The organism is Streptomyces sp. NBC_00209 (assembly GCF_045206345.1).
Taxonomy (GTDB): Bacteria; Actinomycetota; Actinomycetes; order Streptomycetales; family Streptomycetaceae; genus Streptomyces.
The window spans coordinates 4,605,913-4,631,843 of sequence record NZ_CP108121.1; the positions used below are offsets into that span (position 1 = coordinate 4,605,913).

25 protein-coding genes, 1 tRNA gene and 1 pseudogene are annotated in these 25,931 nt (G+C 71.2%); 15 read left to right on the forward strand and 12 right to left on the reverse strand.

The annotated features are described in order from the left end of the window. Nucleotides 1-10: 10 nt before the first annotated feature. Both OG867_RS21000 and OG867_RS21005 read right to left on the reverse strand, forming a co-directional pair. Entirely contained in the window at nt 11-469 is a 459-nt protein-coding gene (locus tag OG867_RS21000; RefSeq protein ID WP_406291089.1) for a hypothetical protein, read from the reverse strand. Nucleotides 470-716: 247 nt separating this feature from the next. Continuing rightward, the gene (locus OG867_RS21005) at nt 717-1,226 is read right to left on the reverse strand and encodes a hypothetical protein (protein ID WP_406287474.1); all 510 of its coding nucleotides are present in this window, start codon (nt 1,224-1,226) and stop codon (nt 717-719) included. A gap of 867 nt (nt 1,227-2,093) precedes the next feature. Here OG867_RS21005 and OG867_RS21010 point away from each other — a divergent pair. Then, the gene (locus OG867_RS21010; protein ID WP_406287476.1) at nt 2,094-2,342 is read left to right on the forward strand and encodes a helix-turn-helix transcriptional regulator; all 249 of its coding nucleotides are present in this window, start codon (nt 2,094-2,096) and stop codon (nt 2,340-2,342) included. 85 nt (nt 2,343-2,427) lie between these two features. Here the strand turns inward: OG867_RS21010 and OG867_RS21015 are convergent, their stop codons facing one another. Together OG867_RS21015 and OG867_RS21020 are read right to left on the reverse strand one after the other, a co-directional pair. Beyond that, nucleotides 2,428-2,625 (reverse strand): DUF397 domain-containing protein, encoded by a 198-nt coding sequence (locus OG867_RS21015; protein WP_406287478.1) that lies wholly within the window; start codon nt 2,623-2,625, stop codon nt 2,428-2,430. Further along, nucleotides 2,625-3,470, reverse strand: coding sequence for a helix-turn-helix domain-containing protein (locus tag OG867_RS21020; RefSeq protein WP_406287480.1), 846 nt, complete (start codon nt 3,468-3,470; stop codon nt 2,625-2,627). The genes OG867_RS21015 and OG867_RS21020 overlap by 1 nt, the downstream gene beginning before the upstream one ends. 164 nt (nt 3,471-3,634) lie before the next feature. Here OG867_RS21020 and OG867_RS21025 point away from each other — a divergent pair, with 164 nt between their 5' ends. Continuing rightward, a complete protein-coding gene (locus tag OG867_RS21025; protein WP_406287483.1) occupies nt 3,635-4,378 on the forward strand; it encodes an ATP-binding protein in 744 nt (247 codons plus the stop codon). A gap of 307 nt (nt 4,379-4,685) precedes the next feature. Here the strand turns inward: OG867_RS21025 and OG867_RS21030 are convergent, their stop codons facing one another. The 3 genes from OG867_RS21030 to OG867_RS21040 form a co-directional block, all read right to left on the reverse strand. Beyond that, nucleotides 4,686-7,829: a DUF3427 domain-containing protein gene (locus tag OG867_RS21030; protein WP_406287485.1), complete on the reverse strand. Its 3,144-nt coding sequence runs from the start codon at nt 7,827-7,829 to the stop codon at nt 4,686-4,688. 65 nt (nt 7,830-7,894) lie between these two features. Next, the gene (locus tag OG867_RS21035; RefSeq protein ID WP_406287487.1) at nt 7,895-8,392 is read right to left on the reverse strand and encodes a GNAT family N-acetyltransferase; all 498 of its coding nucleotides are present in this window, start codon (nt 8,390-8,392) and stop codon (nt 7,895-7,897) included. Between the two features lie 73 nt (nt 8,393-8,465). Further along, nucleotides 8,466-9,470, reverse strand: a complete 1,005-nt coding sequence (locus OG867_RS21040; RefSeq protein ID WP_406287489.1) for a hypothetical protein — start codon at nt 9,468-9,470, stop codon at nt 8,466-8,468. 117 nt (nt 9,471-9,587) lie between these two features. Between OG867_RS21040 and OG867_RS21045 the strand changes: the two genes are divergently transcribed. From OG867_RS21045 to OG867_RS21065, 5 genes are all read left to right on the forward strand, one after another. Beyond that, on the forward strand, nt 9,588-9,746 hold the full coding sequence (locus tag OG867_RS21045) for a DUF3311 domain-containing protein (protein WP_018105675.1): 159 nt from the start codon (nt 9,588-9,590) through the stop codon (nt 9,744-9,746). Next, the gene (locus OG867_RS21050) at nt 9,743-11,245 is read left to right on the forward strand and encodes a sodium:solute symporter (protein ID WP_406287491.1); all 1,503 of its coding nucleotides are present in this window, start codon (nt 9,743-9,745) and stop codon (nt 11,243-11,245) included. The genes OG867_RS21045 and OG867_RS21050 overlap by 4 nt, the downstream gene beginning before the upstream one ends. A gap of 66 nt (nt 11,246-11,311) precedes the next feature. Further along, nucleotides 11,312-11,650 (forward strand): DUF6412 domain-containing protein, encoded by a 339-nt coding sequence (locus tag OG867_RS21055; protein ID WP_406287493.1) that lies wholly within the window; start codon nt 11,312-11,314, stop codon nt 11,648-11,650. A gap of 84 nt (nt 11,651-11,734) precedes the next feature. Beyond that, nucleotides 11,735-12,505 carry a YidC/Oxa1 family membrane protein insertase gene (locus tag OG867_RS21060; RefSeq protein ID WP_406287495.1) on the forward strand — a complete coding sequence of 257 codons (771 nt, stop codon included), beginning with the start codon at nt 11,735-11,737 and terminating at the stop codon, nt 12,503-12,505. Nucleotides 12,506-12,640: 135 nt separating this feature from the next. Then, complete coding sequence (locus OG867_RS21065) at nt 12,641-13,501, forward strand: fumarylacetoacetate hydrolase family protein (protein ID WP_406287498.1); 861 nt, start codon at nt 12,641-12,643, stop codon at nt 13,499-13,501. A 73-nt stretch (nt 13,502-13,574) separates the two neighbouring features. On the opposite strand, the gene OG867_RS21070 is transcribed toward OG867_RS21065, so the two are convergent. Both OG867_RS21070 and OG867_RS21075 read right to left on the reverse strand, forming a co-directional pair. Continuing rightward, nucleotides 13,575-14,054: a heme-degrading domain-containing protein gene (locus OG867_RS21070; protein ID WP_328900312.1), complete on the reverse strand. Its 480-nt coding sequence runs from the start codon at nt 14,052-14,054 to the stop codon at nt 13,575-13,577. After that, nucleotides 14,051-15,181: a Gfo/Idh/MocA family oxidoreductase gene (locus OG867_RS21075; RefSeq protein ID WP_406287500.1), complete on the reverse strand. Its 1,131-nt coding sequence runs from the start codon at nt 15,179-15,181 to the stop codon at nt 14,051-14,053. Before OG867_RS21075 ends, OG867_RS21070 begins: the two co-directional genes overlap by 4 nt. Nucleotides 15,182-15,237: 56 nt before the next feature. Between OG867_RS21075 and OG867_RS21080 the strand changes: the two genes are divergently transcribed. The 5 genes from OG867_RS21080 (at nt 15,238) to OG867_RS21100 (ending at nt 19,847) form a co-directional block, all read left to right on the forward strand. After that, nucleotides 15,238-16,344: an ROK family protein gene (locus OG867_RS21080; protein WP_406287502.1), complete on the forward strand. Its 1,107-nt coding sequence runs from the start codon at nt 15,238-15,240 to the stop codon at nt 16,342-16,344. Between the two features lie 192 nt (nt 16,345-16,536). Beyond that, a complete protein-coding gene (locus OG867_RS21085; protein WP_406287504.1) occupies nt 16,537-17,592 on the forward strand; it encodes a hypothetical protein in 1,056 nt (351 codons plus the stop codon). Nucleotides 17,593-17,714: 122 nt separating this feature from the next. Next, a complete protein-coding gene (locus OG867_RS21090) occupies nt 17,715-18,503 on the forward strand; it encodes an HAD-IIA family hydrolase (protein ID WP_328900308.1) in 789 nt (262 codons plus the stop codon). Nucleotides 18,504-18,610: 107 nt separating this feature from the next. Further along, complete coding sequence (locus tag OG867_RS21095) at nt 18,611-19,165, forward strand: hypothetical protein (RefSeq protein WP_406287507.1); 555 nt, start codon at nt 18,611-18,613, stop codon at nt 19,163-19,165. A 1-nt stretch (nt 19,166) separates the two neighbouring features. Next, nucleotides 19,167-19,847, forward strand: coding sequence for a class F sortase (locus tag OG867_RS21100; protein WP_328900306.1), 681 nt, complete (start codon nt 19,167-19,169; stop codon nt 19,845-19,847). Between the two features lie 295 nt (nt 19,848-20,142). Here the strand turns inward: OG867_RS21100 and OG867_RS21105 are convergent. Together OG867_RS21105 and OG867_RS21110 are read right to left on the reverse strand one after the other, a co-directional pair. After that, nucleotides 20,143-20,216 (reverse strand) — tRNA-Lys (locus tag OG867_RS21105). Next, nucleotides 20,194-20,310, reverse strand: coding sequence for a phage DNA packaging protein J (locus tag OG867_RS21110; RefSeq protein WP_406291091.1), 117 nt, complete (start codon nt 20,308-20,310; stop codon nt 20,194-20,196). Before OG867_RS21110 ends, OG867_RS21105 begins: the two co-directional genes overlap by 23 nt. Nucleotides 20,311-20,411: 101 nt before the next feature. On the opposite strand from OG867_RS21110, the pseudogene OG867_RS21115 reads away from it, so the two are divergent. The 3 genes and pseudogenes from OG867_RS21115 (at nt 20,412) to OG867_RS21125 (ending at nt 24,217) form a co-directional block, all read left to right on the forward strand. Next, nucleotides 20,412-21,722, forward strand: a pseudogene (locus tag OG867_RS21115) (peptidoglycan-binding protein). A gap of 25 nt (nt 21,723-21,747) precedes the next feature. Further along, nucleotides 21,748-23,460 carry an SPFH domain-containing protein gene (locus OG867_RS21120; RefSeq protein WP_406287510.1) on the forward strand — a complete coding sequence of 571 codons (1,713 nt, stop codon included), beginning with the start codon at nt 21,748-21,750 and terminating at the stop codon, nt 23,458-23,460. 166 nt (nt 23,461-23,626) lie between these two features. Beyond that, nucleotides 23,627-24,217 (forward strand): lytic polysaccharide monooxygenase, encoded by a 591-nt coding sequence (locus tag OG867_RS21125; protein WP_406287512.1) that lies wholly within the window; start codon nt 23,627-23,629, stop codon nt 24,215-24,217. 116 nt (nt 24,218-24,333) lie between these two features. Here OG867_RS21125 and OG867_RS21130 read toward each other — a convergent pair whose 3' ends face one another. Further along, a complete protein-coding gene (locus OG867_RS21130) occupies nt 24,334-25,854 on the reverse strand; it encodes an MFS transporter (RefSeq protein ID WP_406287514.1) in 1,521 nt (506 codons plus the stop codon). Nucleotides 25,855-25,931 lie beyond the last annotated feature (77 nt).

Consider the following 25,931-nt stretch of genomic DNA (forward strand, 5'->3'; position numbering starts at 1 on the left):
GCGCATCCGCTCAGGCGGGCCCGGTGAGGGACGCGGCGAAGGAGGCCAGCGCGGCGAAATCGTCGTCCCGCAGCCCGATCCGCGGATTCACGTGGTGGAGGAGCGCCGGGCCCGGGTGGTGGGCGCTCACGTGCGCGTGGTCGGCGTCGCTCTGTTCGTCGTCCACCCAGGCGAACGAGCGACCGCCGGCGTACGCGATCAACGCCTCGCACTTCCAGTGCACGCCGTCGGGGCGCTCCCGGAACAGACCGTCCCCGAAGTCCACGAACGGCAGCTCGGGCAGGCCGAGTACGGGCCCGATCCACGTGTTCGCGTCGTTCATCCAGGTGGTGGCCCAGCACAGCTCGTAGTCGAGCGCCATCAGGGCCTCGCCATGGGCGGGATCGAGCCACACCCGCAACGGCGGCGCGGAGGAGCGGAGCAGGCCGTGCCCCGTGGCGGCGAGAGCGTCCCGGGGGGACGCGGAGATTGACGATCTCGCCGTTCGCCTGCTCCCAGACTTCCGGGCACCCCTGCTCGCCGCCTGTGGTGCCCAGTTCGGCGGGGGATTTGCCCAGACGGCGCACCGGTGGCGAAGAAGGATCGGCTTCCCGGCCCCGAGTCATCACAGCTCTCCCTTCAGTCCTCCTGAAGTAACCCAGGCCACATCCCGTGTGGTGGCGAAGAACGGCTTTGGATCACCGGCGCGTGGAGCCGCAAGGCGCGCCGCGTCCCCTTCACGGCCTGCGGCAACCGATCGAGGCGCGTTTGACCGCGTACCCGCACAGTCGGGTGCCGTAGAGGTCCAGCGCGTCGTCGGGGTTCGTGGCGTAGTGGGCGGCGACCTCCTCCCAGCGGTCCCAGCTGTAGAGGCGGGCGTGACGGCGGTCGTCGTCGGTGCGTCGGTCCTCGCTGAACTCATCCGCTTCGGCGCGCTGCTGGAGCCATGCCTGCCAGGCGGGATTGCCGGTGGGTTCGGCAGTCTCCGGGCGGACGTCGGCCGGCAATTCGTGGCACGGAGAGGCGGACACCCGGTCGCGGAGGCGCGCGGTGATGTACGCGGCGGGGTTGGCGGGGCGCCAGGTGACCCACCAGGAGGTCAACTCGGCTGCGACGTCGTGCGTGCTGAGCCCCTCGTCAATCAACGGCCGTAGCGCATAGGCGAGTCGGCGTGGTCCCTCGCTCTGCGTCCACGGGACGAGCGGCCGGACGTGGGCGGCGATCCGGATGTCGGCGGCGACCTGCATCGGGCTTCGCGGCGCCGAGCCCCCTGACCGGTCGGTGGTCCGCGCCTTCGCGCGCCTGCGCGGGGTGTCTTTCAACCTCCCTCTCGTTTCAACTGCGCCTGTACGGGGTCGGGCGTCGAGAGATTGGGGCTCACGCCCACGACGACTCGGCCTCTGTGTCACGGTGTTGCCCGCGCTAGGCACCGGCACCCCGACCACCCGGGCCCTGAATCCCTGACCGCCGACGCGGTGATCGTGTGCCCGGTCGTAGGCGTACGGGATGGTGGCCGCGTAGACCGTCGCCGTACCCGCGTACGCCCGCCCGGGCAGCCGAAGATTGCGCCGCGACCCGTGGCGGGCCCAGGCGAGGCACCCCAGCTCCCGGAGGTAGGCGACGTGCCGCTTGACCGTCGCCCTGGAAAGTGCGCACCGTGTGGCCGTGCCATCGAGGTCGTACAGGACGGTCCCCTCGATGTAGTCCATGCGCCGCGCCAGGTCCCGCGCCACGCGTAACGTCGCCTCGCCCGCCTTCGGGTGGAGCCGGGCCTCCTCTATCAGCCACACCACGGCACGCAGCCAGGCCCGGGGCTGAGCATGGCGGGCGGCGGTCGACGAGACCTCCTGTATCGAGGCGGGAACGGGCTGCCAGTGGAGATCCGGGCAGGAGTGAGAGACGCGGCTCGGGGCCGCGCCGGGGATTCGACGCATCACAGTCCAGGGGTGGGAAGAGGGCAGAGCGCGGCGGGGCGCGGGGGCCTGCAACCGACACAAGAATGATCCCATGAGGAGGTCTAACTTGTGGCGGCTTACGAAGATGCGACAGCGAACATGCTGCCGCGCATCGGCCTCTCGGTATCGTGGCCTTCACAGCGCGGGCGAAGGAGAGACATGGACACCCCGAGCGATCGGCTGCTTGACACCGGGGGTGTCGCGGAAGTCGCGGGGATCACGCCCGCCACCGTCCGCCTGTATCTCAAGCGCACGCGCAAGCGCGTGGCCGACGGCCTCAGCGTCAGGCCAGCCGACTTCCCGCTCCCCGACGGTCAGTTCGGGCGTTCTCCCGCCTGGCGGGAGGGCGCCATCAGGGCGTGGCTCGCGGTTCGACCCGGACGCGGGCGTTCGACTCCGGATGTGTAGGTGATCCTCGGGACGCTGTGACTTGCCCTGCCCTGGGCGGATGTACTGGGCCGATGCCGCTTTCGAAGGCGGTTCGGGCGGCGGCTCAGCCCAGTCTGCGGGCGCGGACCGACCTGATGAAGTAGGCCCAAGTCCGTGCGTCCACACGCAACCGCCTCTGGAGAGGCTGCTTGCTGTCGCGCACTACGGCTCCGCCATCGATGAACGCGGCCTCCACACATTCCGTGCCGCTGCCGCCGCTGTACGACGACTTGAACCAGTGGTAGCCGTCTTCGCGTCCCATCACAGCCCCCTGTAAACCTCGTTCAGTAGCGCGACGGACGACTGGAGGTCCAGTGCTTGGGCGCGCAGATACTCGAACGCCAACCTATAGCGTTCGAGTTCCTGAGGCTTTTCCATGAACAAGCCGCCGCCGAGGATGTCCACGTAGACGACATCGAGCTCCGGCGTCGCCCCACCCAGGATGACGAAACTGCCTACAGCCGCCGCGTGCGCCCCTGCGGAAAACGGCAGGATCTGCACCGTGACGTGGGGCTGGGTCGAGAGTGCGAGCAGATGCCGCAACTGCTCGCGCATGACGGAACGTCCCCCGACCATGCGTCGGATCACGGCCTCGTCGATTACCGCCCAGAGGTGTGGGGGCTTGTCGCGTGACAGCAACTCCTGACGCTTCATCCGGATGTCGACCATGCGATTGATCTCTTGGTCGCTGCACCTCATCTCGGATGCGCGGTGAACCGCTTCGGCGTACGAGCGGGTCTGAAGCAGCCCGGGAACGTACATGCAGGCGTAGTGCCCTTCACTCACCACCTCGTCCTCAAGGGTGAGCATCAGGTTCATGGACTCCGGGATCGGGTCCGCCAGAGAGCGCCACCAGCCTTGGACACGAGCGCCCTTGGCTAGTTCGATCAGTGAGTCTCGTTCCTGGTCCGAGGCGCCGTACTCGCGACACAGCGCGTCCACGGCAGGCCACTTGACCGTGCCTTCCTTCGTTTCGTACCGACTCAGTGTGGCTTTGGAGATGCCTACCCGGGCACCTGCCTCCTCCAGCGTGAGGCCCTTGGCATCGCGGAGGCGGCGCAGGTCGGCCCCGAGTTGCCGCCTGCGGGTCGTTGGTCCAACTGACATGTTCCGAGCCCTTCGAGTCGATCTCTGAGGGTGCACGTTGCTGAGCCTTGCAGGCAAGGAGTCGTGCGCCGGGGGCGCGCACTGGCCCCTCGCGCCCCTGATGAGAGGTGGTGAGAGTTCCATTTTGAGAGTTCCAATGCAACTCTACGGAGTGGAGTGATCGCATGGAGTGGTCACTTTTCTGTGGAGGATGGTTCGGCATGGGCGAATGTCGTTTTGGCGTCGAGCGAAAGAAATGGGAGCTGCCGTTCCTGGCGGAGCCGAGCGAACTGGTCGGCATGCGGCGAGCGATCGGGCGCCGCCTCGAGCTCTGGGGCCTCTCGTCGGTGGCCCACGCGGCTCAGCTTTGCGTGACCGAGTTGGTCGGCAACGTCATCAAGCACGTGGGCACCGGAACCCCGGGTTGTCTGGAGGTGAGTATGAACGGCAGCTACGTGCGCATCGGGGTGAGCGATCCTGATGGCCAGCGTCTCCCTACGCTTGTCAGGGCGGCCGGCCTCGGCGAGGAGGGGCGGGGCGTGGCGCTGGTGGATGGAGTGGCTGCTCGCTGGGGAGTGATCCTGCGCGGCGATTCCAAGATCACGTGGTGCGAGATCGCCACAGGTCTGCAGTCGCCCGACAGTCACATCGGGAGTGAGCAGGTAGCGAAGGCTGAGGCACTTCTGGGGCTCTGTGACCTCGTGGCGCGTACGAAGACTTCGAGCCCCAAGGCGACGACCGCAAGGGAGGCTGCGGACACAGCCACCGCCTTGATCGCCGACCTGCTCTTGTGGCTTACGGCGCACGGCTTCGACGCTGACGAAGCGCTCGACCGCGCGCAGCTTCTCTTCGAAGAGGAGTCGGAAGCCGGGTTGGCGTGCGTCATCGGCGCTAGGCGAGGCCCGTCTCACGTGCCCTGCAGGCGGTGACGGCAGAGGGCTTTCGCGACTCGGTGACTGTTCTGCCCTGGGGCGCTGCGGGTCGTGTCCCCCGTCGTGGTGTAGCCGATCGCGGTCCGTCGCCCCCGCTTCGGAGCCATCCAGTACGTGCCGCTACCGGCCGTCGTGCGATCGCCGCTGATCCCGGCCCGGTGAGCCTCAACAGGGTTTCTGGCGAGGGCGATTCGGGCCGCGACCTGCGGATTCCGTCAGCTTGATCGGCTACACCACTCGGCGGGACGCCATCGCGCTGCGCGCCCTCCTGCGCTACCCGGAACGGTCAGCCTGTCGCATCCCGTCATCCAGGCGCGATCGCGGAGTACGCCACTACGTCGGCGGGCATCTCATGTCGGAGATTCCAAGTGACACCTATGGGCTTGCTTCCCTCGTGCGTTACGTATTCAGCCGGCCCGAGCAGCATCCAGGGATGGGGGCCTCCGATGTCCGTCTTCTTGTAGCGTCGGGCGAAGAGGAGGATATGAGTGCCCTTCTTCTGGTGAGTCTGGTAGCGAAGGCCCGTTGCGGACGTCTCTGAGGTCTGATTCTGGGACTCCCAGTGGAACTCGGACTCGTTCAGCGCGTAGTCCTTGTACCGGGTCTCCGGAGAGAAGTCCTTCTCATCCTTCTCCAGGGTGACGAAGAGCGCGTCCGTACGCGTGCTCTCGCACCACCTCGCTCCTTCGCGGAAGTGCCCAGGTAGGAACCCGGCCAGTTTCGACTCGCCCAGGGCTGTGAGGATCTCTTCGCGGCTGTACGAGGCGTGGACGGTCAGCGGTAGATCGGCGTGCGCACCGCGGAGCGGGATGGGCAGGTGGTCGGCGAGTTCCATTACGTGGGCGAGGACCTGGCGGACCTCGTCTCGGAAGGCGTGCTGACCGTGCAACGTTTCCAGGCCCTCTCCGTGGCTTGCGAATTCACCGCCGAGAGGCCACAGAGAAAAGAAGAGCATGCGGGCGTACGCCTGGTCCTGCGGGCCCAGCTGGTCGTACGCGGGGGCGTCATCGCTGAGGAGCTTGGTGTACGCCGCTATGCGGGCCGGGTCGTCGACGTGGAGGAACGCCGGTACACGCTTCAGGAGTGCAGCCTCGCCCTCGGGAGCGGCCGAGTCCAGCAGTTTGGCGCGACGAAGGAGGCCCGTCCAGGAATTGCCGTTGCCGCGGTACAGCTCCCTGACCTCTCGGCCGCTCTCCCGGAGGTAGGTAGAGATCCGCAGCTCCGCACACTCTGAGACTTCGCGCGCGAGCTGCGTGACGTTGACTCTGAGCTGATTGCGGACGTTGTCGAGGATCAGCTCCTTGGCCTTCTTCTCAAGGATGATGTGGCAACCGGAAGGAAGTTGCGGGAAGTCGTGCTCGATGCCCGTCAGCAGACGGTTGCGTGTCAGGTTGGTTAGAGCCCGTAGCGGTGCTTCGAACCGAAATTCCTTGCGGTGTTGACCGATGAAGTCGAGGACCGTCAGAACGGCCTTGTTCTCGGTTCTGCGCAGGCCACGCCCCAGCTGCTGCAGGAAGACGGTTGCGCTCGATGTCGGCCTGAGCAGGAGCAGGGTGTCGACGTCGGGGATGTCGAGTCCTTCGTTGAGCAGGTCGACAGAGAAGATCACCTGGAGCGCCCCGGCACGGAGCTCTTCGAGTGCAGCCCTGCGTTCGGCCCGTGGGGTCTCACCGGAGAGCGCGACCGCCTTGAGCCCGGCGCGTCGAAAGTAGTCGGCCATGAACTCGGCGTGGGCCACTGTGACGCAGAACCCCAGAGCCCGCATCGTTCCCGGATTTGTGACTTTGTCCTTCACGGCCTTGACGACGAGCCTGGCGCGAGCATCGTTACCCGTGAACAGATTGCCGAGAGCGTTCGTGTCGTAGGACCCCCTCTTCCACGTGACCGCACTTAGGTCGGTGTTGTCGGTGATGCCGAAGTAGTGAAACGGGCTCAGCAGTTCGTTTTCGAGGGCTTCCCAGAGCCGCATTTCAGCCGCGATCCGTCCGTCGAAATACTCCTCCTGGATGCTTTTTCCGTCCATCCGCTCGGGGGTGGCGGTGAGTCCGAGGAGCTCCACAGGATCGAAGTGCTTCACGATTCGCCGGTAGGTGTCCGATGTGCCGTGATGGAACTCGTCGATCACGATGACGTCGAAGTGGTCCGGGGCAAGGCGGTCCAGAGTATGTCCCTTGAGCGACTGGGCGCTTGCAAAGACGTGCGTCCAGTCGTCGGGCACCTCGCCGCTGTAGCAGAGCTCGCCGAAGTTCGCGTCTACCAGAACGTTCTGGTAGACGCGCAGGGACTGCTCGAGGATCTCCTTGCGATGGGCCACGAAGAGCAGGCGGAGATCCCGGCCGTGCTTCTGCCGCAATTGCTTGAAGTCCAGGGCGGCCATCACCGTCTTGCCCGTACCGGTGGCTGCAACCAGGAGGTTGCGGTGCCGCTCGTGGACTGTGCGCTCGACTTCGAGGCGTTCCAGCATGTCGCGCTGGTGGGGGTAGGGACGAACCTCCAGCCCGGAAAGCGTGATGACGTTGTTGCCCCGGCGGTCGGAGGGAGCACTGGCCTGAGCAAGGGCCTCGTCCAAACGCTGACCGTCGGCGTCGGGGTCGTACGTCTCGAAGGAGCGCTCGCTCCAATAGGCGTCGAAGGTCGCCTCGAACTTGCGCAGAACCGAGGGGGTTGCCACTGAGGACAGACGGACGTTCCATTCGAGACCGTCGAGGAGCGCTGCCTTCGACAGGTTGGAGCTGCCGACGTATGCCGTGTCGAAGCCGCTCTCACGGCGGAAGAGCCAAGCCTTCGCGTGCAGGCGAGTCGAGCGGAGCTCGTAGTTCACTTTCACTTCGGCGCCGAACTCGCGGACGAGGCGGTCGAGCGCGCGTCGTTCCGTTGCTCCGATGTACGTCGTGGTGAGCACCCTGATGGGGACACCCCGGTCTCGGGCGGAGGCGAGTGCGTCTTCGAGTACGCGTAGGCCGTGCCACTTCACGAACGCGCAGAGAAGATCCACCCGGTCCGTGGTGGCCAGCTCAGCCCGTAGCTCGAATCCGAGGCTCGGGTCCTCGGGTGCGTTGGTGATGAGGGCGGTATCGGAGAGAGGCGTGGCCGGACGTACTGCATAGACGCCTGGAGCTTTCTGCTCGGCGACTGCGAGCAGTTGTCGCGGTCCGTCGAGGACCACGTCAACCCACTCGGCGGCGCCCTTGATGGTTTTGATCGATTCGAGGATGTGATTCGCGGCTACGACCTGCTCCGCCGGATCGAGACCCTGGAGCACCCGACGCACCGTATTCGCGATGTGGCGCGAGAGGATGTGAGGTGCGGAGCCCGCTCCGACTACATCGTCGATAGCCCGCCAGCCAGCGGCGTCTAGCTGCTTTATCCGCTCTTCGAGCCGCTGAGTGATCAGCGTCTCGTAGAGCCCGGCAACCGGCGCCGCGGCAGAAGCGCTGTTGCTGACCATGGGCCACCCCCTCTTCGCGATACCTATGTGCGCAGTTGTATCAAGGGGGTCGGACAGCGAAAGGGCTAGCCAGGCGTCCCCGCCCCCAGCACCCGCACAAACGCCACCCCCCGCTCCCCGCTCAGCTCCACCGCCTCCCCCGTCTCCACGAACCCCGTCCTCCTCAGCACCCCCCGCGACGCCGCATTCCGCACCGCCGCCCTCGCCCTGAGCGTCGTCAGGCCGTACGTCGTGCGGCACAGGTCGAGGAGCTGGTTCACCGTGCTCGTCGCCAGGCCGCGGCCCGTCGCCTTCTCCGCGAGGCGGAAGCCGAGTTCGGCCGTGCCGGCGGTGGCGTCCATCAGGTTGAAGCGGCCCAGGATCTCGCCCGACTCCACCAGGACGTGGAAGTGGCAGACGCCCGCCTCCTGTTCGGCGAGCAGGGCCGCGTGGCGGGGCGGGTAGTCGGTGAAGTAGTCGTCGCCGCGGTCCGGGACCGATGCCGCGAAGAACGTGCGGTTGGCCTCCTCGAACGCGAGGACGGCCGGGGCGTGGTCGGGGCGCAGGCGCTGGAGTTCGGGCATGCGCGAAGAGTACGGAGCCGGGGCGCGCCCCGGCATCCGCAATTCGCCACTGGGGGCGGCCCCGCCTCAGCCCCTACACCCGCCCCCCATGGCACCCCCGATAGGACTCCCCCGACCCGCACCAGCACTCCGCGCTCTTCGCCGGTGGCCACGGCACCGCGCGACCCCGCGCGGCCAGGGTCGTCGCGTACTGGGGGAGGAGGTCCGGGTCCGCCGGGGAGGCGGATTCGGAGGCGGCGAACGCTTCGTAGGAGGGGACCGTGCCGCGGACGATGCCGAGGTTCGGGGTGCCCGCGGTCTGGAGGTCGCGGAGGGCCGTCTCCAGGCGGGCCAGGTGGTCCGGGTGGGAGGCGTATTCGCTGCCCAGGCTCGGGTACGCCGTGAGGAGTTCGCGGAACTCGGCGGCCGGCCAGTGCAGCACCGCCACCGGGAACGGGCGGGACAACGCCGTCCGGTACGTGCCCAGTTCGGCGCGCAGGCGGGTGATCTCGGCGCGCAGCTCGCCCGGGTCCGACGAGCCGAGCGACCACAGCCGCTTCGGGTCGTGGAGCTCGTCCAGCGGGACCGCCGCCGTGTGCAGGGTGTCCGCCAGCTCGTCCCAGGCGTCGTGCCCGACGCCCATCAGGCGGCGCACCCGGTGCCGGCCGGTCAGCAGCGACTGGGTCTGGTACGGGACCTCCTCACCCGGGGCGATCAGCAGGCGCAGGGCCGTGGAGAAGAGGTCGTGGGCCGCTTCCAGCTCGTCGTGGGCCTCCAGCGTCTCGGCCGCGATCTCCCACGGGGCCGCCTCCTGCGGGGCCGCCACGCGGACGCCGTCGATCAGCGCGCGGGCCTCCGCCTCGTGGCCGTACTCCCACAGGTTCGCGGCGCTGAGCGCCTTCACCAGGTGCGGGTGCTCGGTGCGGGCGTCGCCGAGCAGGTCGTCGTAGAGCGTCGTGGCACGGGCGCGCTCGCCGCCGAGTTCCAGGTGGGCCGCGGCCTGGAGGAGCAGCGGTTCGTGGTCCTCGGGGTACTGCGCCGCGGTGCGGAGCAGACGCTCGGCTTCGGAGATGTGGTCGGCAGGAGTGTCGGGGCGCATGCACCACACCGTACTGCTGTGCGGGCATACGGCGGGGGCCACTCCTGGGGCCCCGGGCATGCCGCCGACCCTCTAACGTGTTCCCTCGTGCTCAGACGACGTCCGCAGTTGTTGTGGTTGCTGGTCCCCTACGTGCTCTACCTCGGGGCGCTGCCGTTCGTGAACCGGGTCCGGCCCGTCGTTCTCGGGCTGCCGTTCCTCTTCTTCTGGCTGCTCGGGGCGACCCTGCTGACCCCCGTCGCCGTATGGCTGACCCGGCGGGGTGACCGCCGGTGAACGCGGCCGTCGCGACCTCCGTCTTCGGGGTCTTCATGGTCGCCACCGTCGCCCTGGGGCTGCTCGCCGTACGGGGTACGCGCGGCGGCGGGGGCGGGCTCGCCGAGTGGTCGGTGGGCGGGCGCAGCCTCGGCACCGTCTTCATCTGGGTGCTGATGGCCGGCGAGGGCTACACCAGCTTCAGCTACCTCGGCGCCGCCGGCTGGGGCTACACCTACGGGGCGCCCGTCCTGTACGTCGTCGCGTACATGTCCTGCGGGTACGCCGTCGGCTACGTCGTCGGGCCCATGCTGTGGGCGTACGCGCGCAAGCACGGTCTCGTCGGGATCACCGACATGGTGGCGCACCGCTTCGGGCGGCCCTGGCTCGGCGCGCTCGTCGCCGTCCTGGCGACCGTGTTCCTGCTTCCGTACATCCAGCTCCAGATCACCGGCATGGGCGTCGTCGTCTCCACGATCTCGTACGGCGCCATCAGCCTGAACTGGGCGTACTTCATCGCCTTCGCCGTCACGACCGGCTTCGTCGTGGTCAGCGGGCTGCGCGGCAGCGCCTGGGTGTCCGTGCTGAAGGACCTGCTGGTCATCGTCACGCTCGGGTTCCTGGCGATCTACGTGCCCGTGCACTACTTCGACGGCTACGGGCCCTTCCTCGACCGGCTCGTCGCCGAGAAGAGCGAGTGGCTGACCTTCCCCGGCCACGGGGACAGCGGCCTCGGGCAGGGGTGGTTCATCACCACGTCGTTCCTGAACTCGCTCACCGTGGTGATCTTCCCGACCACCGTCGCCGGCTACCTCGGCGCGAAGAACGCCGACGTGCTCCGCCGCAACGCGATGTGGCTGCCCGCCTACAACGTCCTCCTCTTCGTCCCGATGCTGCTCGGCATGGCGGCGCTGTTCGTGGTGCCGGGGCTGGTCGGCGCCGAGTCCAACCTCGCGCTCTTCAAGCTCGTCACGGACTCGCTGCCCGCCTGGTCCGTCGGCGTCATCGGGGTCGCCGCCGCGCTCTCCTCGATCGTGCCCATGGCCGTGTTCATGCTGGTCATCGGCACGATGTGGGGCCGCAGCGTGCTCTCCCTCGTCCCGCGCTGGGAGCGCCGGCAGAAGGGCGCCGCGCAGCTGGTCGTCGTGGTCGCGGGCTCCCTGGCGCTGCTCCTCACGTACACCGCCCCCAACACCCTCGTACGCCTCTCGCTCATCTCGTACGAGGGCATGGCGCAGCTGCTCCCCATGGTGCTGCTGGGGCTGATGTGGCGGCGGCTGACGCTGCTCGGGGCGATGTCCGGGCTCGTCGTCGGGGTCGGGGTGGTGTGCGGGTTCGTCTTCACGGAGAACGATCCGGTGTGGGGCGTGAACGCGGGCATCGTCGCCCTCGCCGCCAACCTGGCCGTCGCGCTCGCGGTGACGTACGCCGGTCCGCGCGAGCACGACGAGCGGCCGGACGACGAGGTGCTGGCCCGGGACGAGGTGGCGGCGGACCGGATGGCTGTCAACGTACGTTGACCCGCTCGGCCGGTCGTGTATAACGGATGGACCGACAGGAGCGCATACGGAAGGGAGGCACCGCCCATGGACACCGACGCCATGAGCCGCGTACGCGAAGGTCTCTCCCGCGTCCTGCGCCCCGCGGGGCTGCTCCTTTTCCTCCTCACCGAGGTGCTCCTCGCCGAGGGCGGCAGCCTCTCCGCCGCCGTCGCGCTCGCCGCCACCGCCGCCGTCGGCACCGCGCTCGTCGCCTGCTCGGTCCTCAGCGCCCGCTGCGCCACCCCGGTGCCCCGCACCCGGGTGCGCACCGCCATCCGCGACCGGGAGAAGCGCACCGCGTTCCTCCCGCAACGGGACCCGGACGCGCAGGGGCGCCGACGCCCCCGAGCGCCGGGCCGCGCCCTCCTGACGGCTGCCGCGTAAGCACACCAGCGCCTTTCGCGGACCCGTCACGCCGAAGCACGTACTCCTCGCTTCCCGCATGACGAGACCCCGGAGGGCCCACCCATGTCCGCCTTCATGTCCGCTTTCGCCAGCCTGGTCGGCGCCCTCGCCGACCTGCTCCACCCGCTCTTCCAGGGCGCCTCCACCGCAGCCGCGATCGTTCTGTTCACCGCGCTCGTCCGGCTCGCCGTGCACCCGCTCTCACGGGCCGCCGCACGCGGGCAGAAGGCGCAGCGCCGGCTCCAGCCGCAGATCGCCGAGCTGCGCAAGAAGCACGGCAAGGACCGCGAGCGGATGCAGAAGGCGCTCATGGAGCTGCACCGCGAGGAGAAGGTCTCGCCGCTCTCCGGCTGTCTGCCGAGCCTGCTCCAGATGCCGGCGTTCTTCCTGCTCTACCACCTCTTCTCCAGCCAGAAGATCGGCGACAAGGCCAACTCGCTCCTCGGCCACCAGCTCTTCGACGCCCCGCTGGGCGAGCGGTGGCACGACGCCCTGTCGCACGGCGGGATGTTCGGCGCGCAGGGCCTCGTCTACCTGGGCCTCTTCGTGATCGTGGCCGCCGTCGCCACCTTCAACTACGGGCGTACGAAGCGTCAGATGGCCGCCAACCCGGTCACCCCGGCCACCGGCCCCGACGGGCAGCCGATGCCTGGCATGGGCGCGATGAACCAGCTCATGCCGCTGATGTCCTTCTTCACCCTCTTCACCGTCGCCTTCGTGCCGCTGGCCGCCGCGCTGTACGTGGTCACCAGCACGACCTGGACCGCGATCGAGCGGGCCTTCCTGTACCGCGACATGACCGTGCCGGGCGCCGCGGTCGCCACGGCCGCGTAACGGCGGCGCCGGGGCGGCCCGGTCCAGGTGGTGAACAGGGTCTTGCGGAGTGATCGGATGTCTTGGAGGATCGGACAAGCCTGCGATGGCCGCCACCCATCCGACGGGCCTGATCCCGACCGAGGAGAACGACTCTTGAAGCTGCTTCGTGTGGGTACGGCGGGCGCGGAACGACCGGCGCTGCTGGACGAGGACGGAACCCTGCGTGACCTGTCGGGCGTCGTCCCCGACATCGACAGCGCCCTGTTCGCCGACGAGGACGCGCTCGCCCGGGTGCGTGCCGCCGCGGCCGCGTCCGGCGGGCTGCCGGCGCTCGACGCCGAAGGGCTGCGGGTGGGCCCGCCGCTCGCCCGCATCGGCAAGATCGTGTGCATCGGGCTGAACTACCACGACCACGCCACGGAGACCGGGGCGCGGATTCCCGACGAGCCGATCCTGTTCTTCAAGGCCCCGGACACCGTCGTCGGGCCCGAGGACACCGTGCTCGTGCCGCGCGGCAGCGTGAAGACCGACTGGGAGGTCGAGCTTGCCGTCGTCATCGGACGCACCGCGCGCTACCTGGAGACGGCCGAGGAAGGGCTCGCCCACGTCGCCGGGTACGCGGTCGCGCACGACGTCTCCGAGCGCGAGTTCCAGATCGAGCGCGGCGGCACCTGGGACAAGGGCAAGAACTGCGAGACGTTCAACCCGCTCGGCCCCTGGCTGGTCACTGCCGACGAGGTCGCCGACCCGCAGGCCCTCCCGCTGAAGCTCTGGGTCAACGGCGAGCTGAAGCAGGACGGCTCCACCGCCGACCAGATCTTCCCGGTCGGCGAGGTCGTCCGCTATCTGAGCCGGTTCATGACGCTCTACCCGGGCGACGTCATCAACACCGGCACCCCGGCCGGCGTCGCCATGGGCCGGCCCGAGCCCAAGCCGTACCTGCGGGCGGGCGACGTCGTTGAGCTGGAGATCGACGGGCTCGGCCGGCAGCGGCAGGAGCTGAAGGACGCCTAGGGACGCTTAGGGGCGCCCGATACATCGGAGGGGTGAGGTCCGTTCGTACGCGGACCTCACCCCTCCGTACGTGTCAGCCGTCGATCCGCGACACGAACTGCTCCAGCGCCTCCACCACCAGCGCGTGGTCCTCCGCCTGCGGCAGCCCCGAGACCGTCACCGAGCCGATGACGCCCGCGCCCTCGACCGCGACCGGGAACGAGCCGCCGTGCGCCGCGTACACGTCCGGGTCCAGCCGGGACGCCTCGTCGAACGTCGTCCCCTTCGCCCGGAACCGCGTCCCCACCAGGTACGAGCTCTCGCCGTACCGCTCGACCACCCGGCGCTTGCGGTCGATCCACGCGTCGTTGTCCGCGCTCGAACCGGGCAGCGCCGCGTGGAACAGCTGCTGCGCCCCGCGCCGGATGTCGATCGCGACCGGGGCGTGCCGCTCCCGGGCCAGCGAGACCAGCAGCCCGCCGAGCGCGTAGGCGTCGTCGTAGCCGAAGTGCGGCAGGGTGAGCCGGCGCTCCTGGGCGATCAGCTCGGAGATGGTCGGAGCGGTGGGGTTCATACGGGCTGCTCCTCGGTGACGTGGGCGGAGGCGCCGACGGGCCGCAGGGTGACGGTGACCCCCTCGCGGGCCGAGCGGCGGGCCGCCTCCAGGACGTCCAGGGTCGCGGCGGCCTGAAGGGCGGTCACCGGATTGTCGCCCGTCCCGCGCAGCGCGTCGTTGACCGCCGCGTAGTACGCCGGGTAGTCGCCCGGGAGCGTACGGACCGGGGTGCCGCCGCCCGTGAGCGGGGACTCGCCCGCGCCGAGCCGGCCCCACAGCTCCTCGCCCTCCTCGCCCCACGGCTCGCCCGGGGCCGGGCGGGCGCCCTCGCGCAGGGCGGCCTCCTGGGGGTCGAGGCCGTACTTCACGAAGCCGGCGCTCGACCCGAGCACCCGGAAGCGGGGCCCGAGCTGGGCCGCCGTGGCGCTCACGTACAGGTGCGAGCGGACCCCGGAGGTGTGGGTGATCGCGAGGAACGTGTCGTCGTCGGCCGCCGCGCCCGGGCGCCGCAGGTCCGACTCCGCGTACACCTGGGCCGCCGGGCCGAACAGGGTCAGGGCCTGGTCGACCACGTGACTGCCCAGGTCGTACAGCAGCCCGCCGATCTCCTGCGGGTCGCCGGACTCGCGCCAGCCGCCCTTCAGCCGCGGGCGCCACCGCTCGTACCGGGACTCGAAGCGCTGGACCTCGCCCAGGGCGCCGTCCGCGAGGAGCGCGCGCAGGGTGAGGAAGTCGTTGTCCCAGCGGCGGTTCTGGAAGACCGAGAGCAGCAGCCCGCGCTCCTCGGCCAGCGCCGCCAGCTCCCGGGCCTCGGCCGCCGTGCCCGCGACCGGCTTGTCCACGACCACCGGAAGCCCGGCCTCCAGGGCCGCCCGCGCGAGCGGTACGTGGGTCTTGTTCGGCGACGCGATGACGATCAGGTCCAGCTCGTCCGCCCGCCGCCACAGCTCGTCGGGGGAGTCGGCGAACCGTACGCCGGGGTAGGCGGCGCGGGCCTGGGCGCGGCGCTCCTCGTCGCGGGTGACGACCGTGTCGAGGGCCAGTCCTTCGGTGGCGGTGATCAGCGGGGCGTGGAAGACGGACCCCGCCAGGCCGTAGCCGACGAGTCCGACGCGCAAGGGGGAGCCGGAGGTGTGGGAGGTCATGCCGTCCACTTTGGCAACGCTGTTGCCAAAGTGCAAGCGCGGGCCACAATGGTCTCGTGAACAGGAGCAACACCGGCGCGAACCTTCCCGCCCTGCGCAGCCACAACGCGGCCCTCGTCCTCGATCTGCTGCGGGTGGCCGGCGAGCGCGGCATCAGCCGGCTCGAACTCGCCGAGCGCACCGGACTCACCCCGCAGGCCGTCAGCAAGATCACCGCCCGGCTGCGCGCCGAGGGCCTGGCCGCCGAGGCGGGCCGCCGCGCCTCCACGGGCGGCAAGCCCCGGACCGTGCTGCGGCTGGTCCCCGAGGCCGGGCACGCGGTGGGGCTGCACCTGGACCGCGACGGGCTGACCGTGGTGCTCGTGGACCTCGCGGGCGTCGTCGCCGAAAGCCGTACGGCTCCGCTGGACTTCGGGGCCCCGGCGGACGAGGTGCTGGGGGCCGCCGCCGGGGCGGTCGCCGCCGTGCGGGGGGACGGGGCGCTGCCGGTGCTCGGGGTGGGCGTCGCCGTGCCGGGGCCGCTGGACCACCGGGGCGGGGTGCTGCACCGCGTCACGGGGTTCCCGCGGTGGGACGGCTACCCGCTGCGCGACGCGCTCGCCGCCCGGACCGGGCTGCCCGTGGTCCTCGACAAGGACACCAACGCCGCCGCCCTCGGCCTGGCCCTCGGCGCGGAGGGCCCCGCCGACTTCGCGTACCTCCACCTCGGCACCGGCCTCGGCGCCGGGCTCGTCCTCGGCGGCGCGGTGCACCGGGGGGAGCGGACGGGGGCGGGCGAGTTCGGGCACCAGACCGTGCAGCTGGACGGCCTCCGGTGCGGCTGCGGCGGACGCGGCTGCCTGGAGGCGCTGTGCCTGGCCGCCGTCCGCAGGGGCGACGCGGCCGAGGCGGCCCGGGTGCTCGGGACCGGCGCCGCCAACCTCGTCGGGCTCCTCGACATCGACCGCGTGGTCCTGGGCGGCCGCACGGTCGCCGCCGACCCGGACACGTACGTACGCGGGGTGCGCGCGGTCCTCGACGCACGCTCCCGCCGCGACGGGGTGCGGGGCGCCCCGGTCCCGGTCACCGCCCACCGCGCGGGCGACCGCCCGGTCGCGGAGGGCGCGGCGCAGCTGGTGCTGGGCCGGTTGTTCGGGCGGGTGGGGGAGGCGGTCGGCCCCTGAGGCCGGGGGCCGACCGGGTCGACCACCGCCGCCGTCCGGGCGGCCCCCCGGCACGCCTGCGCCGGGCGCTCGCGCGCGCGTGGCAGGGTCGCCGCCCCAGGGCGTGTTCCCGGAGCGCCGCCGTCCGTACGGCCGGCGGGCCGGCCCGCGTCCCGACCGGCCCTTGCCGTACGAAGTGGAGGCTGCCCCGCCATGCCACCCGAACCCGCAGAGCCCACCGAGACCACCGAACATCCCGGCACCGGCCGCACCCGGCACGGCCTCGCGCTCGGCCTTGCCGCCGCGAGCGTGATGCCCGTGGTCCTCGGCGGGGCGACCGCGGCCGCCGCCCCGCAGCGCAGCGCGGTCGCCGGAACGGCCGGCGGGCTGAGCCGGGCGAGCGCCCCCGGCTCGGCCACCGCCGACCAGCAGCCGGCCTGCGGGAACCCCGCGTCGGCCGGCTTCCCCATCGACACCCGCATCCACGGCGGGCCCGAGACCTACGCGTCCGGCGGCGGCTACGGCACCTGGTTCCTGGACCTGACGAACACGACCACCGAGTCCTGCCGGGCGATCCACCCCGTGCTCGTCCTCACCGACGAGGAACGGGCGCTGACCTCGGACCAGATCCAGCTCCAGTTCTCGGAGCGCGCCCACCCCGGGGTCGAGCACCGGGTGACCTGGGAGACGACCGACCGGGACGAGCACATCGGGGTCTTCGGCGGCGAGGGCGACGACGCCTTCCCCGGGTTCACCGTGCCCGCCGGACGCACCGTCACCGTTCAGGTCCGGCTGGCCTTCACCTCCGACACGAACCCGGGCCGGATCACCGCGAACGCCGCGATCGTCCAGCGCCGGGGCGGCGGGAGCGGCACGGGGGGCGACGGGGAGTGGGTCGGCGAGTCCGAGGACTACCCGTTCGCCGTGGTCGAGCCCGACGAGGACGGCACCGGGACCGGTGAGACGGACGGCGACCGCGAGAGCGCGGACGGGACGGCCCGGGAGCACGTGGGCGGCACCGGCGAGAACGAGGACGAGGGGAGCGGCACGGTGAAGGGCAAGGGCGACGAGGGGTACGCGGACCCGGGCAGGACGGGTACCACCCGGCGCCCCGTGCCCCCGGGCACCGACCCGGCGGGGGTACCGCAGCTCGCCGCCACCGGCATCTCCGTTCCCCTCCCCCTACCCGCCCTGACCGTCTCCGGATTCCTGATCGGCGGCGGCGCGATGGTGCTCGCCGCCCGCCGGAACCGCCGCACGAACCACTGATCACCAAGTGGTCAGCCAGTACCTCCAGGTCAAGCTATCGGCCTAAACTCGGGGCCGTCGGCGCTGCACAACGCGGTGCCGCCGGCGTCCCCGCATCTGGCGTACGGCAACTGGAGTCCCACATGGCAGAGCGCAAGCCGATCTCGTCCTGGCTGACCGACATGGACGGAGTCCTCATCCACGAGGGCACCCCGATCCCCGGCGCCGACGCCTTCATCAAGCGGCTGCGTGACTCGGGACTGCCCTTCCTGGTCCTGACCAACAACTCGATCTACACCGCCCGCGACCTGCACGCCCGGCTGAACCGCATGGGCCTGGACGTGCCCGTCGAGAACATCTGGACCTCCGCCCTCGCCACCGCCCAGTTCCTGGACGACCAGCGCCCCGGCGGCACGGCGTACGTCATCGGCGAGGCCGGGCTCACCACCGCGCTGCACGACATCGGGTACGTCCTCACCGACCACGACCCCGACTACGTGGTGCTCGGTGAGACGCGTACGTACTCCTTCGAGGCGCTCACCAAGGCGATCCGGCTGATCAACGCCGGGGCCCGGTTCATCTGCACCAACCCGGACGAGACGGGCCCGTCCGCCGAGGGCCCGCTGCCCGCGACCGGCTCCGTCGCCGCCCTGATCACCAAGGCGACCGGCAAGGCCCCCTACTTCGCGGGCAAGCCGAACCCGCTGATGATGCGCACCGGGCTCAACGCGATCGGCGCCCACTCCGAGTCCAGCGCCATGATCGGCGACCGGATGGACACCGACGTGCTGGCCGGTCTGGAGGCGGGCATGCAGACGTTCCTGGTGCTCACCGGGCTGACCACGGTCGCGGACATCGACAGGTACCCGTTCCGGCCGTCCACGGTCGTGGACTCCATCGCGGACCTGATCGACCTGGTCGACCTGGGCTGACACCGCCTCGACGCGGGGGAGCGGGGCCCACTCCACCGGCCCAGCGCCCCCGCGCTCCGGATGCGAAAAGCCCCGGCGCGCGTGAACCTTCCCTCAGGAGGTTCACGATGCGTTCCATACCCCTCACGTTCTGTGCCGCCGCACTGGCCGCGGCGACCCTGGTGCCGATCCCCTCGGCACTGGCCGAATCCGGCTCCGGCCACGAGGACTCCCGGTCCCGTGCCGCCCTGTCGGTCTCGCCCTCGTCCGCCGCCCCGGGCGGCGAGGTCGAGCTGGAGCTGTCCGGCTGCAAGGCCAAGGAGGCCAAGGGGAACTCCGACGCCTTCGTCTCCGAGGCGCGGTTCTCGTCCGGCGGCGACCGAACGCTCCACGCCGAGGCGCGCGTCCGCGCGGACGCCGAGCCCGGCGACTACGACGTCCAGGCGATCTGCGACCAGCACACCCGGGTGACCGCGACGCTCACCGTCGTGCACCGCGAGCGGCCCGTGCCCATCGCCCCGGTCCACGCGGGCGGCGGAGGCACCGCCGTGCTCGCGAGCGAGACCGCCGAGCAGGACGGCCCCGGCACCGCCCACGAGGTGATCGGCCTCGGACTGGCCGCGGTCGCGGCCGTCGCCGTCGCCTTCCGCAGCGTGCGCCGTCGCCGTCCGGCGGCCGACTGACATGTCCGCACCGGAGGAGGCGGCGGGGCGCGGCAGGCTGCTCACCGGAGTGACCTGGGCCGTCATCCTGCTGGGCCTGTGGCTCTGGGGCCGCGGGATCACGGACGGCTCGGGCATCGGCTCGGCCCCGACCACCGGCGACGTCGCCGCGGTCGGGCGCCCGCTCGGCGTGCCGCTGCCCCCGGCGCACGCGCCGATCGGGGGCGTCGCGCCGAAGAGCGTCGAGATCCCGTCGATCGGCGTCGAGGCCCCCGTCGTCTCCCGGGGCCTCGACGCGGACGGCGCCATCGAGCCGCCGTCCTTCGACACGCCCCAGACGGTCGGCTGGTACGGGGACGGCACCCGGCCCGGCGCCGAGGGACCGGCCCTCTTCGTCGGCCATGTCGACACCGAGACCAAGCCCGCCGTCTTCTACGGGCTCAGCGCGGCCCGCCCCGGCGCGAAGGTCGACGTGACCCGCACGGACGGCACGGTCGCCGAGTTCACCATCGATGACGTGCAGGTCCTCACCCGTGCCCGGTTCGACGCCCAGAAGGCGTACGGGCCCCGCAAGGACGGGCGGGCGGAGCTGCGGCTGATCACCTGCGGCGGCACGTACGACCAGAAGTCCCACTCGTACACCGCGAATGTGATCGTCTCGGCCTACCTGACGGCGGAGAAGAGCACGGCGAAGGCGGCCTGATCCGCGCGAAGGACCGGTACCCGGCCCGGCCGCCGCCCGTTCCCCGGGCTGCGGCCGGGCCGGTCCTCGACCGCGGTGCGCGGGCCGCGGGAGTGGCCCGGCGCGGACACGGGAGGTCGGTGGCGTCCGGGTCCGCCGCACCCCCCACTGTAGGGGGACGCGCCCCGTCCGCCCAGCCGTTTTCTGACTTTACGTCGATAACCGGTCACCCTCCGCACGCGTGAAGCGGTCGCGGAAGCGCATCGAAGAACGACCAAGGCCCCCTCGCGTGAAGCGAGGGGGCCTTGGCTGTGCGTGCGCCGCCAGGGACTCGAACCCCGGACCCGCTGATTAAGAGTCAGCTGCTCTAACCAACTGAGCTAGCGGCGCCTGCTGACCTGGAAAACTCTACCCGATCCCCGGCGGTGCTCCTGACACCCTCCGGCCTTCCCGGCCTGTCGGATGGTCGTTTTTTCCCTTCTATCCGTCAAACTGCGGTATGTCGCGACGTAGGTCGCGATCGTTGCCACGCTGACGCCCGAGCAGATGCGCCCGAGGAACTTGACGACTGCGGAGGGGAATCGCATGACTGTGCCGGCCTTCGAGGAGTACGTACCCGCCATCGACTGCCCCTGCCCCGGCTGCGCCGCCCAGCGGCGGACCGCCGCCGGGGGACTTCCCGTGCGGTACGGGGGACACCCGGCCGCGCACGGCGCACGGCGCGCGATGGTGCTGGTCACCGCCGCCGGGGTGGTGCTCGGCGGCGGGGCCGCGGAGTCCGCCGGGGCGCCCGCCGACCCCGCCCCGGTACCCGGCACGGGGGTGCCGACCGGTATCGGCCCGCTGCCGGACAGCCCCCAGGGGCTGCCGGGTCCGCTCCAGGGCGTGGGTTCGCCGGGACCGGCGGCGACCCAGGCCGCGACGCCCGAGCCGCGGGCGACGACCCGGACCGAGATCATCAACCGCGCGAAGAAGTGGCTGGACGCGCAGGTCCCGTACAGCATGTCGAAGTACTGGTCGGACGGGTACCGGCAGGACTGCTCCGGCTATGTGTCGATGGCCTGGAACCTGCCGGGCAACGAGTGGACCGGCAGCCTCGCCGCGTACGGCACCCGCATCGCCCGCGCGGACCTCCAGCCCGGCGACATCCTGCTCTTCCACAACCTCGCCGACCCCGGGAACGGCTCGCACGTCACGATCTTCGGCGGCTGGACCACTTCCACGCACACGCACTACACGGCGTACGAGCAGACCAAGCCGCACACCCGCAAGCAGACGACGCCCATGGCGTACTGGACCAACTCCGCGAGCTATGTCGCCTACCGCTACAAGGGCCTGAGCACGGGGAAGTCCGGCAGCGAGGCGGAGAAGGACCCGTTCCCCGGCGTGGCGAAGTTCGGGCCCCGCACGAAGAACGCGTACGTGACCCGGCTCGGCGCGATGCTCGTCGCCCGGGGCGGCAAGCGCTTCTACAAGATCGGCCCCGACCCGGTCTGGACCGACGCCGACCGCCGGGCCACCCGGGCGTTCCAGCAGGCCTAGGGGTGGAAGGGCGCCGAGGCCGACGGCATCCCCGGCCCCGACACCTGGCGGCTGCTGGTGACCGGAACCGGCCGCGACATCCCCGCCGCGAGCGGGCAGGGCGGCGCGAAGGCGGCCCCGGCCTTTCCCGGACGGGGCTATTTCCGGCCGGGTCGGTCCAACAGCCATGTCGACCGGCTCGGAAAACAGTTGGTGAAGAAGGGGTACGGCGCGCACTACCGGCTGGGCCCCAGCCCCCGGTGGACCGAGGCGGACCGGCGCAATGTCGAGACCTTCCAGAAGGCCCAGGGCTGGCGGGGGACGGAGGCCGACGGCTATCCGGGCCCGGAGACCTGGCGGCGACTCTTCGCGTGACACGACGGACATGACGGAGGCGGAAATGCGATCCACGGTGTCGGACAGCTCCGGAAACCCGGAGTACGGCCAGGAGACGGAGTACGGAGCGGTCCCGGTAGGGGAATGGGTCGGCCCGGGCGGAGCGGGCAGCGTCACGGACGCCTGGGCCGCGCGGGCCGCGGCGGACGAGCCGGTCGCCGAGGGGCTGCCGGTGCGGGGTGCCGGCCCGGCTGCGCCCCGCGCGCCCGAGCCGCCTCCCCTCTTCAGGCCCGTCTCGGTGTCGGTGCCCTCGGACGAGGACGTAGTGGTCCAGGTCGCGGAGGTGCCGGAGCCGGCCGCTCCGGACGGCGGCGGGGACACGGATTCCGTCGTCGATCTGGTGCTCGACCTCCCGTCGGGCGAGGAGGACCGCAAGACCTCGCTCGGGGCCACCTCCGCTTCGGTGTCGGTGCCGGCCGAGGCCCGCGCGGAGGAGCCGCAGGACGCGGCGCCCGAGGACGCGCGTCCTGCGGAGGCGCCCGCGCCGGAACCCGTCAAGGACGCGGCGCCCGAGGACGCCGTGCCCCTCGTGGACGCTCCCCGGCCCGAGCCCGTCCTCGCTCTCACCGGCGGCCGCGTGCCCCGCCCCGACCCCATCCGGGACAGCGGCCGTCACCAGGCGGTCATCGCCAACGAGCGCACCGCCTCCATCCCCGTGCACCTCCTCTTCCGCGAGGACCAGCGCGCCGGTGCCGCCGCCGTGCCGCCCACCGTCGTACGGCCGGGCGGGGGCGAGCCGGGTGCCGGGGTGCGGCGGCCCCCCGTGCCGAGGACACCGCGGGTGCGGCCCTCGACCCGGCCCGCCCCCGACGCCGACCCCCGGCTGCGCGAGCGGCCCGGGCCCGCGCTGCCCGGCTGGGCCGCGCTGCTCACCGGCTTCGGCGGGATCGCGGCGGCGGGCGGTGTCCTGTGGTGGACCGGGGTGGTTCCGGCCGCCGTGCTCGCCCGGGTCGGGCTCGGGCCGCGCCCGTACGAAGGGCTGCCCACCGGCGCCTGGGCGGCGCTCGTGTTCCTGACGGCCGTGGTGCTCTTCGCGCTCGGCGGCCTGGGCCGGGGACGGGTCGGGCACGCCTGGGTGCTCACGCTCTTCGGGCAGTACCGGGGCAGCGTGCGGCGCACCGGTCTGGTGTGGGTCAGCCCGCTGCTGCTGCGCCGCCGGATCGACGTACGGCTGCGGCACTGGCGCAGCGAGCCGCTGCCCGCCGTGGACGCGAACGGCACGGCGCTGCGGGTCGTCGTCCAGGTCGTGTGGCGGGTCAAGGACACCGTGCGGGCGGCGCTCGGGATCGAGGACCACGAGGCGTACCTGCGCGAGCAGGTCGAGGCCGCGATGGCCCGGGTCCTGTCCCAGCTGCCCGCCGACGCCTTCCACGAGGACGCGCACACCCTGCGCGACGCGGAGGCGGTCGGCGACGCGCTGACCCGGATGCTGAAGGCGGACTGCGAGCCGGTCGGCGTCGAGGTGTACTCCGCCCAGCCGACCGGGATCGAGTACGCGCCGGAGGTCGCGGCGGCCATGCAGCGGCGCCGGATCGCGGCGATCGACGCGCAGCACCGGGACAGCGTGCTGACTTCGGTCGTCGACGCGGTGGACGACACCGTCAGCAGGCTCACGGAACGAGGGCTCGTGGAGCTGGACGATTACGAACGGAAGGCGCTGGTCAAGGACTTGACGGTGGCGTTCTACGTAGGGCGGACCGGGGGCGACGGCAACTGAGGAGGCGTGGGGGGAGGTTCCAGGGCTACCGGAATCCTGCGCTCATTGGTCTGGACATGGTCAAGGCGCGGCAATAATCTAAGCCTTGGTCTAGACCGCAGAACGCGCGTACGCGGCAGTGCTCATGGAATCCCCACTCCCCCCACGATCCGAGGAGCGACATCTCATGCGTATGAAGGCAAGCGCGGCCCTGGTCGGCCTGGCGGTAGCGGGCGTCTCGATGTTCGCGACGAGCAGCGCCAGCAGCCACGGCTACACGGACAGCCCGATCAGCCGTCAGAAGCTGTGCGCCAACGGGACGGTGACCGGCTGCGGCAACATCCAGTGGGAGCCGCAGAGCGTCGAGGGACCGAAGGGCTTCCCGGCGGCCGGGCCGGCCGACGGGGCGATCTGCTCCGGTGGCCATGGCGAGTTCGCCCAGCTGGACGACCCGCGCGGCGGCAACTGGCCCGCCACCAACGTGACCGCCGGCCAGGGCTTCAGCTTCCGCTGGCAGTTCACCGCCCGCCACGCCACCACGGACTTCCGGTACTACATCACCAAGGACGGCTGGGACCCCACCAAGCCGCTCACCCGGGCCGACCTGGAGCCGCAGCCGTTCATGACGGTGCCGTACAACAACCAGCAGCCCCCGGCGACCCTGACCCAGCAGGGCACCATCCCGACCCAGAAGTCCGGGAAGCACATCATCCTGAGCGTCTGGAACATCGCGGACACGGCCAACGCGTTCTACGCGTGCTCGGACGTCCAGTTCTGACGCCTGCGGGTGACCGTGCCGCGTAGGTGACGTGCTGCCGGCGGGCAGCACGGCGAGCCCCGGGGAGTCCAAGGACTCCCCGGGGCTTCGCTGTGCCGGTGCCGGCCGGGTCACGGTCAGACCCCGGCCGGGACCGGAGCCGTGGCCGGTGCCGGCCGGGTCGCCCGGCGCAGCAGGGTCGCCGCGAGCACCGCACCGGTCAGCAGGACCAGGGACCCGGTCATCGAGGCGTACCGCATGCTGTGCACGAAGGCGTCCCGGCCGATCGCGATCAGCGAGTCGTCACCGGTGGCCAGCGCGCCCGGCAGGGTCTTGCGGGCGGCCTCGGGGGCGGCGGCGGGCATGTCCGCCCGGTAGACCGCGGTGGCGACGGCGCCCAGCAGGGCCATGCCCAGCGCCCCTCCGAACTCCCCTCCGGTCTCCAGGAGCGAGGCGGCCGAGCCGGCCTTCTCCGGCGGGCTGGCGGACATCGCCATGTCCGAGACGAGCGCCATCACCGCGACGATGCCGCTGCTCATCACGGCCGAGCCGATCAGCAGCAGGACCAGCGAGTCGGTCCCGGCCAGCGTGAAGACCCCGAAGCCGGCCGCGCCGACGGTGAACCCGCCGCAGACCACGTATGCCCGCTGCACCCGCTGGGCGAGCACGGTCGCCGCGGGCGCCGCCGCGCCGACCGCCAGGGACGGGGCCAGGCTCCACAGCGCGGCCTCCATCGTGCTCATGCCGAGCACCGACTGCAGGTACTGGGTGGTGAAGAAGGCCGAGCCCATCATCGCGAAGGAGGCCAGCGCGTTGAGTCCGATCCCGGTGCCGAAGCCCCGGCCCCGGAACAGCTCCCGGCTGATCATCGCGTCGGGGCGGGTGTGCTGCCGGTGGACGAAGACCCAGCCGACGGCCAGCCCGGCGGCGATCACCGCGGCCCAGGTGATGTCGAACCCGTGGGCGGCGCTCTCCTTGATGCCGTAGACCACCGGCAGCACCGCGCCCATGGACAGCGGGACGCTTCTGAAGTCGAAGCGGCCCGGGTTCGGGTCCTTGAACTCCGGCACCAGCAGCGGCACGAGCGCCAGCAGCAGCACCATCGCGGGCACGTTGATCAGGAAGACCGAGCCCCACCAGAAGTGCTGGAGCATCACCCCGCTGAGCACCGAGCCGAGCGCGACCCCGCCGGCCATGGCGCCCGACCAGATGCCGATCGCCTTCGCCCGCTGCTGCTCGTTCCGGAACATGTTGCGCACGAGCCCGATCGTGGACGGCATCAGCGTCGCCCCGCCGATCCCGAGGACCGCCCGGGCCGCGATCAGCATCTCCGGGCTGTTCGCGTAGGCGGCGCAGACCGAGGCGGCGCCGAAGGCGAGCGCCCCGATCATCAGCAGCTTGCGGCGGCCGATGCGGTCGCCCAGGGAGCCCATCGTGATGAGGAGGCCGGCCAGGGCGAAGGCGTACACATCGAAGATCCACAGCTGCTGCGTCGCGCTGGGGGCGAGGTCCCGGTCGATGGACGGGATCGCGAAGAAGAGGACGGAGACGTCCATCGAGACGAGGAGGAGGGGGAGGAGCAGGACCAGGAAGGCGGTCCACTCCCGACGTCCGGCGAGTGCGCCGGCGGCGGCGGTGGTGCTCGTGGGGTTCGTCATGCCAAGGAATATACGATTGTTTAAAACAGTTGTCTAGTACGACTGTGTAAAACGTTTGTACATGACGGAGGGCAGCG

What these genes read in the sequence shown, in the direction of transcription:
- OG867_RS21005 (WP_406287474.1), bottom strand. Translation starts at nt 1,226, where the DNA reads ATGCAGGTCGCCGCCGACATCCGGATCGCCGCCCACGTCCGGCCGCTC.
- OG867_RS21010 (WP_406287476.1), top strand. Translation starts at nt 2,094, where the DNA reads ATGGACACCCCGAGCGATCGGCTGCTTGACACCGGGGGTGTCGCGGAA.
- OG867_RS21015 (WP_406287478.1), bottom strand. Translation starts at nt 2,625, where the DNA reads ATGGGACGCGAAGACGGCTACCACTGGTTCAAGTCGTCGTACAGCGGC.
- OG867_RS21020 (WP_406287480.1), bottom strand. Translation starts at nt 3,470, where the DNA reads ATGTCAGTTGGACCAACGACCCGCAGGCGGCAACTCGGGGCCGACCTG.
- OG867_RS21025 (WP_406287483.1), top strand. Translation starts at nt 3,635, where the DNA reads ATGGAGTGGTCACTTTTCTGTGGAGGATGGTTCGGCATGGGCGAATGT.
- OG867_RS21030 (WP_406287485.1), bottom strand. Translation starts at nt 7,829, where the DNA reads ATGGTCAGCAACAGCGCTTCTGCCGCGGCGCCGGTTGCCGGGCTCTAC.
- OG867_RS21035 (WP_406287487.1), bottom strand. Translation starts at nt 8,392, where the DNA reads ATGCCCGAACTCCAGCGCCTGCGCCCCGACCACGCCCCGGCCGTCCTC.
- OG867_RS21040 (WP_406287489.1), bottom strand. Translation starts at nt 9,470, where the DNA reads ATGCGCCCCGACACTCCTGCCGACCACATCTCCGAAGCCGAGCGTCTG.
- OG867_RS21055 (WP_406287493.1), top strand. Translation starts at nt 11,312, where the DNA reads ATGGACACCGACGCCATGAGCCGCGTACGCGAAGGTCTCTCCCGCGTC.
- OG867_RS21060 (WP_406287495.1), top strand. Translation starts at nt 11,735, where the DNA reads ATGTCCGCCTTCATGTCCGCTTTCGCCAGCCTGGTCGGCGCCCTCGCC.
- OG867_RS21070 (WP_328900312.1), bottom strand. Translation starts at nt 14,054, where the DNA reads ATGAACCCCACCGCTCCGACCATCTCCGAGCTGATCGCCCAGGAGCGC.
- OG867_RS21075 (WP_406287500.1), bottom strand. Translation starts at nt 15,181, where the DNA reads ATGACCTCCCACACCTCCGGCTCCCCCTTGCGCGTCGGACTCGTCGGC.
- OG867_RS21085 (WP_406287504.1), top strand. Translation starts at nt 16,537, where the DNA reads ATGCCACCCGAACCCGCAGAGCCCACCGAGACCACCGAACATCCCGGC.
- OG867_RS21090 (WP_328900308.1), top strand. Translation starts at nt 17,715, where the DNA reads ATGGCAGAGCGCAAGCCGATCTCGTCCTGGCTGACCGACATGGACGGA.
- OG867_RS21095 (WP_406287507.1), top strand. Translation starts at nt 18,611, where the DNA reads ATGCGTTCCATACCCCTCACGTTCTGTGCCGCCGCACTGGCCGCGGCG.
- OG867_RS21100 (WP_328900306.1), top strand. Translation starts at nt 19,167, where the DNA reads ATGTCCGCACCGGAGGAGGCGGCGGGGCGCGGCAGGCTGCTCACCGGA.
- OG867_RS21120 (WP_406287510.1), top strand. Translation starts at nt 21,748, where the DNA reads ATGCGATCCACGGTGTCGGACAGCTCCGGAAACCCGGAGTACGGCCAG.
- OG867_RS21125 (WP_406287512.1), top strand. Translation starts at nt 23,627, where the DNA reads ATGCGTATGAAGGCAAGCGCGGCCCTGGTCGGCCTGGCGGTAGCGGGC.
- OG867_RS21130 (WP_406287514.1), bottom strand. Translation starts at nt 25,854, where the DNA reads ATGACGAACCCCACGAGCACCACCGCCGCCGCCGGCGCACTCGCCGGA.